Source organism: Williamsoniiplasma lucivorax ATCC 49196, assembly GCF_000518285.1.
GTDB classification, from domain to species: Bacteria; Bacillota_I; Bacilli_A; order Mycoplasmatales; family Mycoplasmataceae; genus Williamsoniiplasma; species Williamsoniiplasma lucivorax.
In genome coordinates this window covers 1-19,899 of sequence record NZ_JADH01000012.1, presented here as the reverse complement: position 1 = coordinate 19,899, position 19,899 = coordinate 1, and the positions used below count along the sequence as shown (strand labels likewise).

At 31.3% G+C, this 19,899-nt stretch carries 19 protein-coding genes and 2 tRNA genes; 17 read left to right on the top strand and 4 right to left on the bottom strand.

The annotated features are described in order from the left end of the window. The first annotated feature begins 276 nt into the window (after nt 1-276). From P695_RS0103505 to P695_RS0103475, 7 genes are all read left to right on the top strand, one after another. Nucleotides 277-352, top strand: a tRNA-Lys gene (locus P695_RS0103505). A gap of 3 nt (nt 353-355) precedes the next feature. Beyond that, a tRNA-Leu gene (locus tag P695_RS0103500) sits at nt 356-439 on the top strand. Between the two features lie 117 nt (nt 440-556). Further along, nucleotides 557-1,399 carry a Cof-type HAD-IIB family hydrolase gene (locus P695_RS0103495; RefSeq protein WP_028126876.1) on the top strand — a complete coding sequence of 281 codons (843 nt, stop codon included), beginning with the start codon at nt 557-559 and terminating at the stop codon, nt 1,397-1,399. Between the two features lie 2 nt (nt 1,400-1,401). Next, the gene (gene trxA, locus P695_RS0103490) at nt 1,402-1,713 is read left to right on the top strand and encodes a thioredoxin (protein WP_028126875.1); all 312 of its coding nucleotides are present in this window, start codon (nt 1,402-1,404) and stop codon (nt 1,711-1,713) included. Between the two features lie 378 nt (nt 1,714-2,091). Then, the gene (locus P695_RS0103485) at nt 2,092-2,406 is read left to right on the top strand and encodes a thioredoxin family protein (RefSeq protein ID WP_035026424.1); all 315 of its coding nucleotides are present in this window, start codon (nt 2,092-2,094) and stop codon (nt 2,404-2,406) included. 86 nt (nt 2,407-2,492) lie between these two features. Further along, nucleotides 2,493-3,293, top strand: a complete 801-nt coding sequence (locus P695_RS0103480) for a pyrroline-5-carboxylate reductase family protein (protein ID WP_028126873.1) — start codon at nt 2,493-2,495, stop codon at nt 3,291-3,293. Between the two features lies 1 nt (nt 3,294). Next, nucleotides 3,295-4,137 (top strand): Cof-type HAD-IIB family hydrolase, encoded by an 843-nt coding sequence (locus P695_RS0103475; protein WP_028126872.1) that lies wholly within the window; start codon nt 3,295-3,297, stop codon nt 4,135-4,137. Between the two features lie 41 nt (nt 4,138-4,178). On the opposite strand, the gene P695_RS05550 is transcribed toward P695_RS0103475, so the two are convergent. The 3 genes from P695_RS05550 to P695_RS0103460 are packed head-to-tail and all read right to left on the bottom strand — an operon-like array spanning nt 4,179 to nt 8,094. After that, the gene (locus tag P695_RS05550) at nt 4,179-6,443 is read right to left on the bottom strand and encodes a PTS fructose transporter subunit IIABC (RefSeq protein WP_084331606.1); all 2,265 of its coding nucleotides are present in this window, start codon (nt 6,441-6,443) and stop codon (nt 4,179-4,181) included. A gap of 1 nt (nt 6,444) precedes the next feature. Continuing rightward, nucleotides 6,445-7,389: a 1-phosphofructokinase gene (pfkB, locus tag P695_RS0103465; RefSeq protein ID WP_028126871.1), complete on the bottom strand. Its 945-nt coding sequence runs from the start codon at nt 7,387-7,389 to the stop codon at nt 6,445-6,447. Beyond that, a complete protein-coding gene (locus P695_RS0103460) occupies nt 7,390-8,094 on the bottom strand; it encodes a DeoR/GlpR family DNA-binding transcription regulator (protein ID WP_028126870.1) in 705 nt (234 codons plus the stop codon). It abuts the gene before it with no gap. 111 nt (nt 8,095-8,205) lie between these two features. Here P695_RS0103460 and P695_RS05910 point away from each other — a divergent pair, with 111 nt between their 5' ends. Continuing rightward, nucleotides 8,206-9,348, top strand: a complete 1,143-nt coding sequence (locus P695_RS05910) for an AEC family transporter (protein ID WP_051437377.1) — start codon at nt 8,206-8,208, stop codon at nt 9,346-9,348. Nucleotides 9,349-9,527: 179 nt separating this feature from the next. On the opposite strand, the gene P695_RS0103450 is transcribed toward P695_RS05910, so the two are convergent. Next, nucleotides 9,528-10,544 carry an NAD(P)-dependent oxidoreductase gene (locus P695_RS0103450; protein WP_028126869.1) on the bottom strand — a complete coding sequence of 339 codons (1,017 nt, stop codon included), beginning with the start codon at nt 10,542-10,544 and terminating at the stop codon, nt 9,528-9,530. Nucleotides 10,545-11,663: 1,119 nt separating this feature from the next. On the opposite strand from P695_RS0103450, the gene pyrR reads away from it, so the two are divergent. The 9 genes from pyrR to P695_RS05540 all read left to right on the top strand — a co-directional run. After that, nucleotides 11,664-12,179, top strand: a complete 516-nt coding sequence (gene pyrR, locus P695_RS0103445) for a bifunctional pyr operon transcriptional regulator/uracil phosphoribosyltransferase PyrR (RefSeq protein WP_028126868.1) — start codon at nt 11,664-11,666, stop codon at nt 12,177-12,179. 31 nt (nt 12,180-12,210) lie between these two features. Continuing rightward, complete coding sequence (locus tag P695_RS0103440) at nt 12,211-13,131, top strand: aspartate carbamoyltransferase catalytic subunit (RefSeq protein ID WP_028126867.1); 921 nt, start codon at nt 12,211-12,213, stop codon at nt 13,129-13,131. Continuing rightward, the gene (locus tag P695_RS0103435; protein ID WP_028126866.1) at nt 13,131-14,411 is read left to right on the top strand and encodes a dihydroorotase; all 1,281 of its coding nucleotides are present in this window, start codon (nt 13,131-13,133) and stop codon (nt 14,409-14,411) included. The genes P695_RS0103440 and P695_RS0103435 overlap by 1 nt, the downstream gene beginning before the upstream one ends. Nucleotide 14,412: 1 nt before the next feature. Next, nucleotides 14,413-15,351, top strand: a complete 939-nt coding sequence (locus P695_RS0103430) for a dihydroorotate dehydrogenase (protein WP_028126865.1) — start codon at nt 14,413-14,415, stop codon at nt 15,349-15,351. After that, nucleotides 15,333-16,031: an orotidine-5'-phosphate decarboxylase gene (pyrF, locus tag P695_RS0103425; protein WP_028126864.1), complete on the top strand. Its 699-nt coding sequence runs from the start codon at nt 15,333-15,335 to the stop codon at nt 16,029-16,031. Before P695_RS0103430 ends, pyrF begins: the two co-directional genes overlap by 19 nt. Continuing rightward, on the top strand, nt 16,024-16,644 hold the full coding sequence (pyrE, locus tag P695_RS0103420) for an orotate phosphoribosyltransferase (protein WP_028126863.1): 621 nt from the start codon (nt 16,024-16,026) through the stop codon (nt 16,642-16,644). Before pyrF ends, pyrE begins: the two co-directional genes overlap by 8 nt. A 76-nt stretch (nt 16,645-16,720) precedes the next feature. Next, the gene (locus tag P695_RS0103415) at nt 16,721-17,671 is read left to right on the top strand and encodes an alpha/beta hydrolase (RefSeq protein WP_051437376.1); all 951 of its coding nucleotides are present in this window, start codon (nt 16,721-16,723) and stop codon (nt 17,669-17,671) included. Nucleotides 17,672-17,866: 195 nt separating this feature from the next. Further along, nucleotides 17,867-19,423 (top strand): hypothetical protein, encoded by a 1,557-nt coding sequence (locus tag P695_RS0103410; RefSeq protein ID WP_028126861.1) that lies wholly within the window; start codon nt 17,867-17,869, stop codon nt 19,421-19,423. A gap of 253 nt (nt 19,424-19,676) precedes the next feature. Beyond that, nucleotides 19,677-19,899, top strand: a 223-nt coding sequence (locus P695_RS05540; RefSeq protein WP_035026416.1) for a hypothetical protein, incomplete at its 3' end; no start/stop codon positions are given.

Sequence of the window (19,899 nt, the reverse complement as noted above, 5' to 3'; positions counted from 1 at the left end):
AAATTAAATTATTTTTTCAATCAAAAAAACACTCTGATGAGTGTTTTTCCATTAGTAAACTTATAAGAGGAACAACAACATTAATATTGTTAAGAGTTTTGTGAGAAAAAATGATAATAACCCACACTTTCAATATATCATAAAAGTTCTTTATTGGGGTTGAAAAACTCAGATAAATTTCAAGAAATTGTTTCAGACCCGTTCCATTAAAAAAACCGCACTTTTTTTCTTTTTTATGCTTTTAGAATATGTTATTATTTAATAGGTCTCTTATTTGACTCGTTAGCTCAGCAGGTAGAGCAACTGGCTTTTAACCAGTGGGTCCGGAGTTCGAATCTCCGACGAGTCACCATCTGCGGGATTGGCGGAACTGGCAGACGCACTAGACTTAGGATCTAGCGTCTTTGACGTAAGGGTTCGACTCCCTTATCCCGCACCAATTAAAAATCAAACCAACCTCAAGGTTGGTTTTTTGCTCTTATTTTGTTAAAATTGTATAAATTATTAAAGTCAGATATTGTTATAATAGTATTAGTTATATGAGGAGGCAATATTAATGTCATATAATAAAAAAGCACTAGTTTTTTCCGACTTAGATGGAACTTTGTTAGCTGACAATCACTACTTTTCTAGTTTGACTAAACAAGTTGTGAAGAAAATGTATGACCAAGGAATGATGGTTATCATTGTGACCGCGAGACAAACCAACGATGTACTTCAACAAGGCCGTCGCCTGGGAATTGATAAATTTGGGGGTATCGTTGTTGGAAATAATGGCTCACAAATTTATAACTTTAAAACCCAAGAATGAATTTTGAACGAATATGTTCCAAGAAATATTATTGAAGATGTTTTTACAAAACACTTCAATAAGTTCAAAGCCAAATTGCATTTCTATTCTGACACATCAACTTATGTGTTTAATGAAGGAAAAAATTCTTTATATTGAGCACAAGTACAAGGGAGCGATTATGTTGTTGCTCATAATGTGGAAGAAATTAGAGAAGAAATCACACATTTTACAATGGTTTTAAATAGCAATACGACCGAAGCAGAATCAGAAGCTTTTGTAGAAGAAGTGAAAAAATCATATCATGGTCAAGTTGAAATTATTATTTACACTGATCGTGTGATTGAAATTGCACCTTTAAAAGTCAGCAAAGGAAATGCTGTGAAAGTGATTAATCAATATTTACAAGTTGATCCAAAAATCACAAAAACTTACGCTTTTGGTGATAGCTATAATGACTTTTCAATGTTTATGGCAGTTGATGAAGCAGTGGCAATGGAAAATGCCGTTCCGGAATTAAAACAAATTTCTCACAATATAACTCGATTTAACAATCAAGAAAATGGGGTTGCTCATTATATCTTAGACAATATCCTAAAGGAGGACTAAAAATGTCAAAAATTATTACAGTTACATCAAAACAACAATTTGATGAAATTATCGCTAACAACAAAAAAGTGTTAGTTGATTTTAAAGCAGTGTGATGTGGACCTTGCAAAATGTTACACCCAGTTCTAGAACAATTAGCAAGCAAAATTACAGATGCTGTGATTGTTGAAGTTGATGTTGATGACAACAAAGACTTAGCATTAGAACACAAAATCATGTCAATTCCGGCAATTCACATTTATGAAAACCAACAATTAAAAACACAAAAAACTGGTTTTATGCCAATGGCACAATTACAAGAATTACTTAAATAAAACAAAAAACTAATCCCAAACTCAATCAACTAAAGAGTTTGGGATTAGTTTTTTATTGGGGATTTTGTATAAGTTTGTGTCTTTCATCTAATAATGTTTCTGGTTTCTCATAAAACTTATGGATTACTTTCTGATTCTGCAAAGCTAGGGTTTACAAAACATATGCTAAAAATGGTTTCAACATTTATAAAATAAGTATTAATTTGTAATATTCTCAATCATGGTTTAACATTTCAAGCCTTGAGATTGATATAATATTAATAGTTATATGAGAAGTAAAAAAGTCATCATACAACTTAAAATATCTTTATCAGATAACTAAAGTAATGTATTAAAATGATACTAATGCGATAATTAGTAGATTTTCAAGGAGACAATATGTCAAAAATTATCAAAATTTCATCAAAAGATCAATTTGATGAAATCATTGCTAAAAACGAAAAAGTTTTAGCAGCTTTTAGAGCCACTTGGTGTGGAACTTGTCAAATGTTAAAACCAGTTTTGGATCAATTATCAGATAAATTAGAAAAAGATTTAATTGTGATTGATGCTGATGTGGATGAAAACCCAGAATTAGTAGCAAAACAAGAAATTATGGCCACTCCAACTCTTTTACTTTTTGAAAAACAAAATTTAAAATGAAGAAACACAGGCTTTGTGCCATTAGCAAAACTTGAAGAAATGGTAAAATAAGTAAAGCAACAACCAAGGAAAAATAAATTTGAAATTTATTTTTCCTTGTTTATTTAAGCTTTATTTTTTATGAGGGAGAACAGAAGATGAAAATTGGTTTTATTGGTTTAGGACATATGGGTGGTTCAATGATTAAGGGGATAAGTAATTGTGAACAAATCATTGGTTATCACTATGATGCTGATAAAAGCAAAGTTTTATCAGCCAAATTAGCAATTGAAGTGATCACAGATTTAAATAATTTTGTCGATCAAGTCGATTTAATTGTTTTATCAGTGCGCACAAATATTGTTGAAACAATGATTGCACAAATCAAAAAACTTGTTCCACACAAAATTATTTTAAGTGTTGTTTCGGGTTTAACCATTGAAAAAATGCTGGAGATGTTTGATAATTCCCAACAAAAAATTGTTCGTATTATGCCTAATTTAAATGCTGAAATTCAAATGAGCGCCACTGGTGTTTGTTATACTGATAATTTCAGTAAGATAGAAAAAGATACCATTAATAACTTCATTAAAAACTTTGGTAAAGTTTATGAAATCCCAGAAGAGCAATTTGAAATCTTTACCATTCTTGGCGGAGTGAGTCCCGCTTGATTTTTCAAAATAATTAATGTTATGGAAGAAATTGGAGTGCAACATGGCATGGATAAAACGCTTGCTAAACAAGTCGCTGTGCAATCAGGAATTGGTAGTTTACAAAACTTAAGTCAAAATTCTGCGTCTTCAATTGAACTTGTCAATCAAGTAGCTGTGCCTGGTGGGATCACTATTGAATCTTTAAAAGTTTTAAACGAACATCATTTTGATGAGATAATTAAAAAAGCAGCAAATAAAGCTTTAGAAAAAGAACACCAAACTTTTTCTAAAAAAAGAGGAAATTAAGATGATTAAAATGATCGTAGTTGATATTGATGGAACAATATATAATAAAAGAAAAATTAATGATATTGATAAAAAGGCCATTGCTGATGCTCAAGCAAATGGTTTGTTATTTACTATTGCCACTGGGAGAAGTGTGAGAAATATTCAACCAATTACTAAAGAATTAGCTTTAGAAAATTTTGATGTCCCAATCATTGGTCATAATGGTTGTCAACTTTACAAGTTTCATAAAAATGGTACTTTCGAAATTATTTATGATTGTAATTTTGAAAAAGCAGAAGCTGATCAACTTTTTGCTTTAGCAAGACAACATAAAGTGCATATTTATGCATATAGTTGTAATCCTGATATCGCTTATTTAACTAACGCCTCTAATCCGATGTTTGTGCCTTTTGCGATTGCATCAAAAAGAAAAAGTTATACATATAATGAAAAAACATTTCATTTATCACCAGTTTCAAAATTAATTGTCTTTGGTAAAAAAGCGAAGATGATTGCTTTTAGAAAAGATGTGGTTGCTCTAGGATTTCCAACATTTTCTTTTTCACAAACAACTAATGCTCGACAAAATATTGAAGTGGTTCCGAAAGGGGTTAACAAAGCTAAAGGGATTGAATTTGTTGCCAAACAATTCAATATTAAACCTGAAGAAATTATGTTTTTTGGCGATGGTGAAAATGATGTTGATGCCTTAAAATGAGTTGGGGTGGGTGTTGCTATGGGTAATGCCAAACCAGAAGTGCAAAAACATGCTAATAAAGTGACTGACACTGTATTCAATGCTGGTGTTGGCCAAGAAATTAATAAAGTATTAAAGCTACATAAAAAGCATAACCAAAAATAAAAGACTATCTTCTCATCATAGAAGATAGTCATTTTTTATAATTAATTTTGATTAGCTTTGATTGCCTTTTTCTCGGCACGAATTCTTTCTTTTTCAAGCATTGTTTGTTGATGCAATGTTTGTTTTGCTTTTAATTCCAATTCAAAATTTTTGTATTTTGTAAGTTTTTCTTTTAAGTTTTTTAGTTTTTCTTCAGCATTCTTTAAATCAAGATTGCCTTGGAAATGTTTAATTTTTAATTCAAGATTTTCTTTAACACCATTTGTAGAATCTAATGTTAGTTTTCCTTTTTTAATATCTTTTGATCTTCATAATCCTAAAACTGTCGCACTAATTAAACTTGAACCAATTAGGATTGATAAAGCAACCCCAATCCCAACTCCAATTGAAGCAGAGGTTAAAGTACCCCCATCAATTAATGATGTATTTAATAAAGCAAAAACGAAGATTCCTCCATGAGGAGCACCTAATTTAATTTTTAGTAATCCAACCAGTAATCCAATAATTGCCCCCCCAAGCATCGCACTGAAAGCCACACGTTTTGGATCTTTTACCATGAATGGAATTGCTCCTTCTGAAATAAAGCAAGCACCCATTAATCAGTTGGCTTTGGCAGCATCACGATCTTTTGCTGTTCAAGTTTTTGGGAAAATAATTGTTGACATTGCAATCATTAATGGTGGTAACATTCCAGCCAGCATCGATGCTGCCATAATAATTGTTTGCTCATGTGTAGTATCATTTTGCACCAATTTTCCACCAACTGATAAAACTCCTAAACTATAAGCAATTTTATTAACTGGTCCGCCCATATCAACACACATCATAAAGCCAATTAATGTTGAGACTATTAAGATTAAATCATGTGCTGCTAATCATTTGATGCCATCACTGATTGCTCCCATTAAATATCCTAAAGGAATATTTAAAACAAACATTGTAATAGCAATTGATAACAATGAGACAACGGGGATAAAGACAATATCTCTCACCCCAGCTAATGATTTGGGGAATTTATTCATTGCTTTAGTTCAGCCATAAACATATAAAGCAGCTAAGTAAGCCCCAATGATGGCTCCAATGAACCCAGATTCTTGAACTATAAATCCAGGAATTAATTTTCCTCATAGATTATCTCAAGCGCCAGCTCCACCATAAGCAAAGCCCATAATATTTGATGAGAATAATCCTGCCAAAATTCCTGGCATCAATCCTTGCACACCAACTATTGAGTAAGCAATATATCCACCTAAAATTGGCACCATCATACTCATTGATAATTTACCAATCGCTGAGAATCAACCAGCAGCTGCACTTTGGACTCCGAAGTCACCTCCAGAACTACCATTCCCAATGGCAAAATCAATTAAGAAACCAATCCCTAAAATGATCCCTCCAGCCACGACAAATGGAAGCATTCTCGAAATTCCGCCAAGCAGATTTCCCTTGAAATCTAAGAATTTTTTCAAGGTTAATTCACCAACTTGTTGGTGTCCTCCAACTGCTTGGATTGTTTTTAAATTTTTATTAGTTGCAAACTTGGTAATCAACTCTGTACCGTTAAAAATTGCATCTTTCGTATGAGTGTCAATCACTTGTTTTCCATTCAATCTTGATAAGCCTTCCAATGCTTTATCATGAGCTAAAATAATTACTTTAGCATGATTAATATCATCTTGAGTTAATTTATTTTCAATTCCTCGACGACCTTGGGTTTCAATTTTTACAGTCATTCCTAATGACTTAGCATATTCTTCTAATTTTTCTGCTGCCATGTAAGTATGAGCAATCCCAGTTGGACAAGCAGTGATTCCAATCACATCATAATGTCCGTTAGCTGCAATTTCTTTCTTTTCTTCTTTGTGAGTGAAAATTGTTTTTAAATCTTTAATTGATTTTGCTTTTCTCAATTTTGTTTGAACTTCTGGTTTCATTAAGAAACCTGATAATCCAGCTAAAGCTGTCAGATGTTCATCCCCATCTTCCCCGTTTGTCATAATCATAAACACCAAATCAACTGGTTGATTATCAAGTGCTTGTCAATCGATTTTGTTTTTTAATTTAACAAAAGCGATTGCAGATTTTAAAACAGTTTTATTTAGGACGTGCGGGATACTAATTCCATCACCAACCCCAGTTGAAGCTTCAGATTCTCTTTTGTAAATGGCAGTTTTAAAATCTGCCATAGATTTAATAAATTTTTGTTCTTTAAGTTTTTTTGTTAAAAAATTAATAACTTCATCTTTAGATTTTAAATCTTCTTCAAAAAAACTAATCTCTTTATTAAACAAATCTTGTAGTTCCATTCTATCCTCCTATTTTTTCAATATTTATTTGATCAACTAATTCTTCGATCATTTCTTTAGTTGCAATTCATTTAGTAAATGCAGTAGCACCACCGCTAGCTGCGGCATATTGTAATGTTTGTTCAATCGTTAGTTTTTTGGCTAAACCATAAACAAACCCAGCTAACATACTATCCCCGGCACCAACAGAATTCATTAATTCACCATGAGCAATTCCGACTTTATAAATATTTTTTTTGTTATCAAAAAAAAGACTTCCTTGACTCCCCATACTCACTAGAATATTCTGGGCACCTAATGTTTGCAATTGCCTAACCATTGGTTTAATCTCTTCTAAATTCATCTTTGGTTTAAATTCTAAATTTAGAGTTGAACAAATCTCTTCTAAATTTGGTTTGATTAAATATGGTTTGGCTTTTAAAGCATTTAATAATAATTCTTTATTTGCATCGCAAATGAAAATTGCATCTTTTTCGTTTGCGAGTTGACCAAGTTCTTGGTAAATTGTTGAAGAGATACCTCTTGCAACACTGCCTGTTAAAACAACAATATCTTCTTTTTTAAGATTTTCTTTTAAGAAAAAGATGAGTTGGTTTAAAATTTCTGTTTGTGTTTCAAAACCAAGCCCATTAAGTTCTGTTTCTTGTTTTGAAGCCAAATTTTTTATTTTGTAATTAACTCTTGTTGAACCACTATTTAAAAAGAATTTTGTCTTTAAATTGATTTCTTTAAATTTATCGAAAAAAATATCTTTATTTTTTTCACCCAAAATTCCTATTGCCATAGTTTGAACACCAAGGTTATTTAAAATTACTCCAGCATTAATTCCTTTTCCACCAACAACTTGGTATTCATCTTGATAATAATTAGTCACAGAAAGTTCTAATTTTTGATTAGTCAAAATGATGTGATCAATCGCTGGGTTTAATGTTAATGTATAAATCATTTAATTTCCCTCGCTAATTAATGCTATTTCTTTTTTATCACTGAATTTGACAAATGATTTTGAGTTCATTTTTGAACTATCACCTAAACCAAAAGTAAATTGTGAATTTTTTATAGCTGTTCTTTTAATTTCTGCTTCATCTTCATCAGTTGTGTAAAAATTAAAAGCACTATCAATGGCATTGATTCCTAAAAAAGCGACATCAAAATTATATTTAGTTAAAGCTTGAATAGTTTCAATACCACAAATTGCCCCAGTTGATAATTTTAATTTCCCAGGTAGCAAATAAATGTCTCGAATGGCATTTTTTGCCAAAATCTGAGCATTGATAATTGAATTAGTATAAACCTTATTGTTATATTCTGGTTTAATTAATTCAGCCAAATAATAAGTACTTGATCCAGCATCTAAAAAGATTGTTTCTAGTGGCTTGATACAAGCTAATGCTTTTTGAGCAATATTTCTTTTTGCTTCAATATTTAAAGCAAGTTTTTCATGTAAATTAGTCTCTAAGATTGATTTTTCTTTAATTGTAGCAGCCCCACCATGAACCCTTCTTAATTTAGATTCATTATGTAAGTCTGTTAAATCTCTTCTTAGCGTGGTGAAAGGAATCCCTAGTTCTTTGGAGATTAATTCATTTGTACAATAACCTTTTTGGTTCACAAAATCTAAAATTAATTTTATTCTCTCTTCACGTAGCATCACTTCACCTCATTTTTAATCATAAACCATAAAGGGCATAAAACAACCAAAAACAACCAAAATAAGAAAATTTGTATTAAGAGTAAAGAGGTGTGTATACTATGAAATAGTATGACTATAAAAGATTTAATAAATAACACCTTTGGTAATTTTGGATTTTGAGGACTCTTAGTAGCGGTCATTTTAATCATTGCTTTAGGTTTTCTTTTTCAAAGAAAAAAATTTCTAACTAATAATTGAGAAAAAATTATTGTCAAAATTGTGGTTTATCTCGCTTTACCTTTAATGGTTTTTAATAGTTTTTTAGTTGATATTGATAGTGCGAAATTAACTGAAGCATTTGTTTCAATGGGGATTGGTATTATTTATGCCACTCTAGCCACTTTTGGTTCCCATTTTTTCTTTTATAAAGTTAGACCTTCTGCAAAAATTTCTTTGGCAATGGTCGTAGCTTTTCCTTCAGCACTATATTTTGGTTATCCAATTCTAGCCGCAACCTTCCCTGGTAAAGATAAAGAACTCTTAACGATGTCAAGTATGTTTTTAGTTTCTTTTCATGTGTTTTTAGCAACCGCTGCACTTTATTACTTTAAAAAACCAATTTTGGATAAACAAGCAATAGCTGATGATCTAAATAAAGAAAAATATAAATATAAATTTAGTTGAGAAAATTGCAAGGCAATTGTTTTAAATCCGATTTTAATTGCAACTACTTTAGGATTTATTCTTTGAATTTCTCAACTAATTCCGGGTATTGCTTTTGTGCCTAATCTTGAAGAGGGTGGAAAAATGGTATCAATCACAAGAATTGATGCCTACATTCCTGGAGTTGGAAAATTATTGTCAACACTTGGTGCTCTAGCAAGCCCACTAGCTTGGTTTGCAATTGGGGCAGTGATTGCTAAAAGTGATTTGATAGTTGCTTTGAAAAACAAAATCGTTTGGTACACAGTGTTTATCAAAAATATGTTAATTCCTTTTTTAACTCTTTTGCTTGTTTCCTTGTTTGCCTGAATTGGTTATGCAACTGGTGGTTTTCAAATTTCTACCATGTTGTTAATGTTGCTGGTTGCAATTATCGCTAGTCCCACAGCCACAGCCATTGTTGGTTATGCGATTGTTTATGAACGAGAACCAACTTTGGTTTCTGAAGCAACATCACTCACAATTTTAGCTTCAATAGTTACTCTACCATTTTGAGTCATTGTTAGTGGATTAATTGGAATATCAATTGGCATTTTTGGTGCTATTTAATTAGGATTGAGATATATAACACAAAATTAATTAAGTAATATTAAGATTTACAAAAGGCGTGAATATTAAAGCCATTAAAAGAAAATTAACTAAAAAAATATGACCCGTAATGGAATCATATTTTTTTAGTTTTTTATTTCCTTTATTGAACTTGTTAAATTTAAATACATTAAGTAATGTTATTTTTGAACAGGGTTTAGTGCAGTTTCACAAGTTCCTGTTTTTATTAGTTCATCAAGATTTTTGAATGAAATGTCAGCCATATTTTTCACAGCTTCATCTGTAAAGTAAGCCACATGCGGAGAAATAAGCAATCTTGGGTATAGTGAAATTGCTTCTTCTAAAGTTGGATTCAATTTTTTAATAGCATCCATTGTTAATTGTTTGTTAATTAAACTTGATTCATTATCAAAAACATCACATGCATAACCAAAGATTTTATTAGCTTTAATTGCTTCCACAGCATCTTTTAAGTTAACTAATGGTGCTCTTGAAACATTGACGATTGAACTCATTGGTTTCATTTTACTAATAAAGTCTTTATTAATTAAATTATCGTTTTGACCTTTAAAATATGGCACATGAATGGAAACAAGATCTGATTGTTTAATTAATTCATCCTGTGTGACATAAGTTAAAACTTCTTCGGCATGTTTATTTGGGTATAGGTCATAACCAATAACTTTAGCTCCCACACCTTTTCAATATTTAGCAGCTTCATAACCAATTCTTCCAGTTCCTAAAATTCCAATTGTTAAATTGCTAAATTCTCTAGCAAACATATTTTCATCAACTTTGAAATTTCCATTTCTTGTTTGATCAAACATATAAGCATTTTTTCTAATTAAACTCACTCCATCTGCAAAAGCAAGTGAAGCTACAGCTGTTGGTGAGTAAGCAGGCACTCTTCCCACAATGTATCCTAAATCTGATGCTGCTTTTAAATCAACATGGTCAAAACCAGCAGTTCTAGTGACAACGTATTTTACACCTTTGCTTTTGTAGAATTCCAACACTTTTTTACTTGCATTACAGTTAACAAATAAAATAACGGCATCGGTTCCTTCGGGTAAAACTTTCATATTTTCTTCTGTTAATAAATCATTTGTAAAAGATAATTCAAAATTATATTTTTCATTTGATTTTTTGAAGATTTCTATTTCTGGTTTTTGCATACCATAGCAAAATATTTTCATATATTTCAACTCCATTTCTATTTCAATTATAAATTATAACTCACTTTTTTATTGTGATTTCTGTGAGTTTGGAAATAAAAATGGCATTTAAAAAGTAAAGAAAAGCTAAAGGGTCAACAAAATATCACAAGTCATTGTTCAGATAATAACAATATAAAAATAATCACAAACCAAATCCCAAAAAATCACAAACCCAGTATTTATATGAGGCTTTGCTTGATTTATATGATTATTAACCAATCATTTAAGCAATCATTTTTGGATTAATTTAGCTTATTTTTTAAAATTTAGATCGATTATAAAGATTTAAAATCTCTTGTTGTTCTGGCTTGGATTAAAGAATTTAAAAGTATTTGTATACCTTTGCAGAATTTTAAGTAAAACATAAATCAACAAATTTGTTGATTTAGAAAATTAAACTTACAAAGTATTGATTTTTCCACTTGAAGAATAAAGGGTTTTTATTGACAAGAGTATAATATGCAAGATATTTTTCAGTAAATAAAGATTTAAAAACAAAAAAAGAACAGCTAAAGAGTAAACAAAAGATGCGGATATTAGTACTAAATTATGCAAAATGGACTTGAAAAAAAGAAAGGCAAAAGTTAAAAAAAGAGGAACAATTCCTTAATGCTCTTTTGTTTTTATAAGTTATCAAAAATGACCAAAAATCAAACCACAAAAACCACAAAACCACTATAAATAGGTGGTTTTTACATGATTTAAATGATTATTAAACAACCATCTAATTAATCATTTTTTACTAGATTTATTATATTTCAATAGCTGAGATATAGTTGATTATTATTTGTATAAGTGGGGGTTGAGGCAACTAAAACAGTGCTTTCTCATGATCAAACAACATTACCGATCATTGTCTTCATCAAATTAAAGATAAGTCTTCTTGCCATGCTCTAAGTTGAAAGATAATAAAATTAAAACATTTGCATTAGTTATTTACAAATCATGATCAAAGTAGCATACTAATATTTGGAAGTAATCCTTTAATTGAGTCCAGAGAGGCAAAAAAGGAATGTAAGATATTCAATCAGACATTTTATTTTGCCTACTCAATTATTTGAGTAGGCATTTTTGATGGAATACTTCTTCAGGAGCAAAATGAATAAAACATTATTAGACCAACAAGCAATCCAGCGAGCAATTAGTCGTATGTGTCATGAAATTATTGAAAGTGCCAAAGGCACAACTGATTTAGTTTTGGCAGGCATTAAGACTAACGGCATTTTTATTGCTCAACGCATAGCTGAAAAAATTGCACAAATTGAAAATGTGAAAATCCCTGTTATCGAATTAGATATTTCTGATTTTCGCGATGACATGCGTAAAACATCAAATAATTTTACAATTGCTAAAAATTTAAATAATTTAAAAGTTGTGATTGTTGATGATGTTTTATTCACAGGACGTACAGTGCGTGCAGCATTAGATTGCATTTTAACAAACTATCGTCCTCAAAAAATTGCCTTAGCTGTCTTAGTTGACCGCGGACATCGAGAATTACCCATTAGAGCAGATTTTGTTGGAAAGAACATTCCAACATCATTCAACGAAAGAGTTGAAGTTCAATTATCAGAAATTGATAATCAAGACTTGATTCAAATCGTGAGTGATTAATCTGTTCTTTTTTTATAAATTAGGAGAAAAAATGAAAACACAATTAAAACACTTATTAACTATTGAACAATTAAGTAATGAACAAATTATGGAATTAATCAATTTAGCAGAAAAATTTAAAATAGCAGATCAAAAAGGTGAACACCAAAAAGTTAAACAACAAACATTCGTTGCTAATTTATTTTTTGAAACATCAACCCGAACTCACAAAAGTTTTGAAGTGGCAGAAAAAAAATTAGGGCTGGAAACAATTAATTTAAATGCGATTTCTAGTGCAGTGCAAAAAGGTGAAAGTTTATACGATACAGTATTGACGATGGATGCGATTGGAATGGATGCCGTTGTGATTCGTCATAGTCAAGTGGAATACTACCAAGAATTAGTGGCATCTAAAACAATCAATTTATCAATTATTAATGGGGGAGATGGATCAGGAGAACACCCGACTCAATCATTATTAGACTTGATGACAATTTATGAAGAATTTCATCATTTTGAAGGTTTAAAAGTGGCGATTGTTGGTGATTTAAAACATTCACGAGTAGCTCGTTCAAATATGAAAATTTTAAAACGTTTAGGAGCAGACATTTATTTTGCAGGACCACAAGAATGATATATTGCCAAAGAGTTTAATCAATTTGGTCAGTTTATTGATCTTGATACAATGATTGATCAATTAGATGTGGTGATGTTTTTAAGAGTGCAATTAGAACGTCACGACCCAACTGAATTTGAACAAATTAGTTTTTTAGAAAAATATGGTTTATCAAATGAACGCTATGCCAAATTAAAAGACAAAGCGATTGTGATGCACCCATGCCCAGTCAATCGTGATGTGGAAATGGGTAGTGCTACAATTGAAGCGCCCAAATCTAGATTAGTTGCGCAAATGGCTAATGGTGTTTTTATGAGAATGGCAATTTTAAAAACAATCTTCAAGGATAAATTTTAATGAGTATCTTACTAAAAAAGATTAGTTTCATTGAAGATCGAAAACTAGTGATTAAAGACATTTTGATTGAAGGTGAGTTGATTAGCAAAATTCAAAATGTAATTGAACCAAACGCAACAACAGAAGTGATTGAATGTCAAAACTTCTTTTTAACACCAGGTTTAATTGATGTGCATACCCATACGAGAACACCAGGTTTTGAATACAAAGAAGATTTACATTCCTTTAATCAAGCAGCATTGCATGGCGGAGTGACTATTGCTCTAGCAATGGCGAATACCAATCCGATTCCAGATAATCCAGCAACTTATCAAATGATTCAGAAGTTACTTGATGAGAATTCGGTGATTAAAATTTATCAAATGGGAGCTGTCACTAATGGTTTAAAAAGTGTCCAATTAGTTGATTTTAAAGCAATGAAACAAGTTGGTGCAAATTGATTTTCCAATGATGGTTTTGGTATTCAAAATACCAAAACCATGAATAAAATCTTAAAAGAGATGGCCAAAAATGATGTTTTGATTTCCACCCATCTTGAAACCGAAGCAATCAAAGAAAAAGGAATGGTTGATCAAACTAGTTTTACAATAAAACATGACATTCCTACTTTTGACCAAGCTTCAGAATACTTGCAGTTAGGAAGAGATCTTGAATTATTAAAAGGCAAAACAGTTCGCTATCATGCCGGGCATATTTCCACCAAAGAAGCAGTTGATTTGATTCGCCAAGCAAAAATGCATGGCATCAATATCACATGTGAAGTGACACCAAACCACTTACTATTAACTTCTGAAATCATTCAAACGGATAATGGGATTTATAAAATTAATCCACCACTCCGTAGTGAAACTGATCGTCTGGCTTTACTGGTGGGTTTACAAGATGGAACGATTGATTGTATTGCCACTGATCACGCACCACACGCGATAGAAGAAAAAAACCAACCAATTAGTGATGCTTTGTTTGGAATGGTTGGGATTGAGTTTGCATTTAGTTTGATGTACACCCATTTAGTCAAAACTGGCATTTTATCAATGGTGCAATTACTTGATAAAATGCATACTAATCCAAATCACATTTTTAGATTGAATGCTAATGACATCAAAGTTGGTGCAAGTGCTAATTTGGTGGTTTGAGATTTAAATAAAAAATATAAAATTAGCAAAAAAACTTTGCAATCAAAACAAAGTAATACACCATTCCTCGAACAAGAAGTATATGGGGAAAACCAATTGGTCATCATTAAGGGAACAAAAGTTTTTGGCAAGGAAGGTAAATAAGATGAAAACAAAATTAACAACAAAAATTGGGGATTTAACGTTAAAAAACCCATTGATTATTGCCGCTGGACCATTAGTTTATGGCGAAGATTTAGATACATTTTTAGATATTAAAACATTAGGAGCAATTACTACTAAAACAATTACACTAGCACCCAGAAGTGGAAATACTGGTCAAAAACTTTTACATTACCATGGTGGTTTTATTAATTCAATTGGCTTAAAAAATGTTGGGGTGGAAGCATTTATTGCCAAAAAAATGGCGTTTTTAAAAACTGTTGATACACCATTGATTGTTAGTGTGGCTGGTAATTCTGAAAGTGAATTAGTCCAAATCATTCAAACGTTAAATAATGAAGAAAGAATTGATGCGATTGAAATCAATTTATCTTGTCCAAATGTCAACAATAACCATATTGTTTTTGATAGTAATCCTGAATATGTTTACCAAATCTTAACTAAGTTAAGAGCTTTAACTCAGAAGAAGCTTTTTGTGAAATTAAGTCCTAATGCTTATACGATTGTTGAAGTGGCGAAAAGTTGTCAAAGAGCTGGCGTTGATGCATTAGTAATGATTAATACTTTACCAGGAATGCGATTTAATTTAACAACTAGAGCCTCAGAATTTGTCAATGGGGCTGGTGGATTAAGCGGGTTTGCGATTAAACCATTGGCTTTAAAATTAGTTTATGATGTCTCAAATGCTGTTGATTTACCAATTATTGGAGTTGGTGGAATTAGCACCACTGAAGATGTTTTGGAAATGTTAATTGCTGGAGCTAGTTGTGTTGGCATCGGGACTGCCATTATGAAAGATCCAATTGTGATTAGCAAAATTTTAAATGAATTACCGATCAAATTAAAAGAACTAGGAATTGATTCAATTGAAAAATTAATTAAAGAAGTGAGGGAGACAAGAAAATGAAATCAAAACCAATAATCGCTTTAGACTTTGCTGATGAAAAACAATTAAATGATTTTTTAAAGCAATTTAAAAATGAAAAATTATTTTTAAAAGTTGGTTTAGAACTATTTACCAAATGTGGTCCGCAAGTTTTAATTGCTTTAAAAAATCAAGGGCATCAATTATTTATTGATTTGAAATTACATGATATTCCCAACACTGTTGAAAATGCTGTGCGCAACCTGGTCAAACTCAACCCAGAAATCATTACTGTCCATGCTGCTGGGGGGATTGAGATGTTAAAAAATTTAAAAACAATTGTTGATCAAGAAGGGGCACCAACCAAAATTTTTGGAGTCACAATTTTGACTTCAATTAGTCAAGATGTTTTATTCAGACAATGAAAAGTTAATAAAACAATTAAAGAACAAACACTGGATTTTGCTGAGATAGTCAAAACAGCTAATTTAGATGGTGTGGTTTGTTCGCCTTGAGAAGTTGTGGCACTGAAACAAAAATTCGGTCAAGAATTTTTATGTTTAACCCCCGGGATTCGCAACAAAGCGAGTCATAGTGATCAAAAAAGAGTAGCGACTGTTGAACAAACTCGAGATTTTGGCAGTGATTATATTGTTGTTGGTCGGGAAATCACCAATAGTGACAATCCTTATCAAACTTATTTAGAAATCAAAAAGGAATGAGAAAAAGATGCATAAAAAACAAGCAATTATTCAAGCCTTATTTAAGGCTGAGGCAATCCAATTAAATTTTAAAAATTACTTCACTTGAACAAGTGGAATTAAGAGTCCAATTTATTGTGATACACGTTTATTAACTGGTGATGTCCGAGCTCGTGAAAAAGTTGTTGATGCTTTTATTGAAAGCATCAACAAAAATTATCCTGGAACTAAGTTGATTGCTGGTGTGGCAAGTTCGGGAATTAGCTGAGCAGCAATGATTGCTCAAAAAATGCGCTTACCAATGGTTTATGTGCGTAGTGCAGCGAAAGGATATGGAGCTGGGAGACAAATTGAAGGGATTTATCAACCACAACAAAAAGTTGTGGTGATTGAAGATTTGATTTCGACTGGTTCTAGTTGCTTAAATACAGTCACTGTTTTACAAGCTGCCGGGTTAGAAGTGTTAGGTGTGCAATCAATTATGACTTATGGTTTAGAAAAAGCAAAACATAATTTTGAAAACCATGCGACAATCTTAAATTCATTGGTTTCAGTGCATGATTTAATTGATTATTTTAATCAACATCATTTACATAATCAGCAAGAAATTGCAGAATTAGAAAATTTTTTGTTATTCCTTGATAAGTAAAAACAAAAAATTTTTATAATTTATAATCATTAAGTAAATGAATGGTTGCATGATTAACATGCAAGGGAGGATTACGATGCATAAATTTGCTTATAACTGATGAAGGATGTTAATTGTTATCATAACCTTGCCATTTTCGCTCGTGATCGCTTTGATTTTTAAACATAAGTTTTTAAAATATTGTTTCACCTATGAACGAAACAATAACATCCAAGAATTTTTAGCGGATTTAGATGATAAACAAATGGATTTAGAAATCCCAATTGATTTTATTGAAACTTTTAAAATCAAAACTGATCAAGGTGAAATTAGTGCCTTAAAATTAGTTAATAATAATCCTGAGAAATGAGTCATTGGGTTACATGGTTGAACTGAAAATAAATATTTGGGGTTGCGCTTAGTGATGCATTTTTATAATCTTGGGTATAGTATTTTAACTTTTGATAGTTTTGCTCATGGGGCCAGTTATGGAGAGAAAACCGATATTGGTTATTCAAGCATTGTCATGATTGATGAAATCATTAACTATCTTAAAAAAACTTACCAAGCTAAAGAATTGGGTTTAATTGGCAATAGTATGGGTGCTTCAACAGCTATTTTATATGGCCAAAAAGGTGTGCACCAAAAAGCAATTAAATGAATTATTGCCGATTGCGGTTTTGCTAATTTAGATCATCAATTAAATTGGCGCAGCAACCAATTATCCAAACTAAATTGAATGTTTACTAATTTGTTTATTCGTGCTGGTTTTCAAAAAGCAACCGGTTTAGATCCGCGAACTTATGATTTAATACCAAACATTACTTACCCAACACCAACAATGTTTGTTCATTCTAAAAGTGATTCTTTTATTCCTTATCAAGCAAGTGAAACCATGTATCAAATAAGAAACAACCCCAAAGACCTTTTATGATTACCAACTGGTCCTGAACATGTTCGGGTTTTAGCAGATTTAAATGAAGAATACCAAGAAAAAATTCAACTTTTTTTAAAACAAAAAACAAGAAATAATGAACATCTAAAATAAAATTGACAGAAAAAGAGCGTTTCTTTTTCTGTCAATTTTACTTCACAAGCACAATAGGGCTTGTTTTTTATTGATTAATTGATTTGAATAACTACTAACCACTAAAAAAATTTTTAAAAAAAGACGTTTTGTTTTACACAAGAAAATAAAAATCTATAGTATTACATCTTGGACATTTTACAAAAGGAGAAAATTATGAAAAAAATATTAAGTTCATTAGGAAGTATTGGGATAATGGGTTTTGCTTGTTCAAGCACTGTTGCCTGCATTAATCGTCACAAAGATTCTAGAATAGACATTTCAAAAATAGAGGACATTGTTATTAGAGGGGGAATGAATCTTGATCAAATCAAAATTATAATTCAAACCAAACTAGATACTTTAATTCAAGGGGGAACTAAGTTAGTTTTAGATACAGATTATACAATTACTATGCCAGATGATGGTGCGAGAGCAAGTGCACAAATTACTATTGCTTCTAGTAAAAACTCAAAATTAATTAAGAACACATTAGTAATTACTATTCAAGCACCATTGGAAACACCACTTTTAGATACTTTAAGAGCAAAAATTGGAGCAGCCAAAACAGCTCTTGGTTCTATTACTGGTGTAAAAAAAGCACAATCAGATAAAGAAGCCTTGCAAACTGCAATTAACATCGCTGAAAGCATTAATAGTGAAGATGGAGTTGGTGATGCAACAGCAACATTAAACATTGCTATTAATACCTTTAACGATGCTACCACACCACTTTTAGAAGCTTTAGCAACAGCTATTGGAGTAGCTAAAACAACTCTTAATAATGGTGTAAAGAAAGCACAAATTGCTAAAGATGCCTTGCAAGCTGCAATTGACACAGCCGAAAGAATTAGTAGTGAAGATACAGCCCGAGATGGCAAAACAGCATTGGTTCAAGCAGTTAATGTGTTTAATGGTGTAACCACCCCAAAATACGATGCCTTGCAAGCGGAAATTACAAAAGCTCAAAAATCTCTTGTAGAACACTCAACAGCAACATCTGGTGCTAAATGAATTTTTCAAACTGCCATTAATGTGGCTAAAAAAATTGCTAGTGAAGATGAAGTTGGTGATGCAAAAGCAACATTGACTGCTGCTATTAGTACTTTCGAAAGTTCTGTAAAGACGCAATTAATTGCTGAAGTAAGAAAATTAATTACCTCAAGATTATTAACATCTAATCCAATTGCAACCAGTGTTTTGCAACAAAAGATTCAAGATGTTGAAGATATGCAAGATGAGACAGAATTCAGTACAATGAATGCTATTTTAGAAACTGCTATTAAAGATTTTAAAAAAGCAATCATAACACCAGAAACATCAAGTTTCGTTGCTTTACAAAATTCACACGACGCTGCTTGTGACCTACTTTATTCAGTTGAAGGAAGAAAAAAATCTCCAGCAGTTAAACAAGAATTAGGTCGTTTGATTCGAGTTTGTGAAGAAGCTACAACAACTACAGAAGCAGAAAGTCTTAAGACACAATTAGATGCTGCAATTATTAATTTTAGAGAACAACCAGCTGCACCTAATTTAAATGCGTTAAAAGATTTAATCAATGATGCAGAAGTGCACGAACCTCAAGGTCAAAGTACAACAAAGACTCAAGTAGAAAATGAATTAATAAATGCATTGGACCATGCACGAAGTATTAATGAGGAAATTCGAGCAGAGGCAGCTTTGACCCGTTTAAGAAATGCTCTTAATGCTTTAATTTCTAGTAAAACAAATTAAAAATTCAAGACTTAGAAGCCAATTAATTAATTCTATGTTAAATTAAAATTTTTGATATGGCAAAGAACTAATATTGCTCACAAAAAAACACCAAACAAGAAACAAAAATAAACAAAAAAAATGTTTATTTTTGTGATAATGATGGTGTTTTTTTGTTTTTTGGTTGCTAACTAAAAGACCAAAAAACAAAAAATTTTTAAAAATTAGCAAATTTCACCAACTTTTTCCTAATCTATAATGGAGGGTCTCAAAAATGACATCAAATAACAAACCAGAAACAAAAACTATGAACTCTGTGGAAAAAAATTCTATTGAATACAAATTGCAAGTTGATTATGCCCGCAAAACTGTAGCTTCCAACTTTGATCAAATTAAATCATCAGCATTTAGGATAAGTGCTGATGTAAATGATGGTAAAATTAAATACACAAAGCAAGAAGTTAAACAATTAAGAGCTTTGATTGAACAAGGGAGTA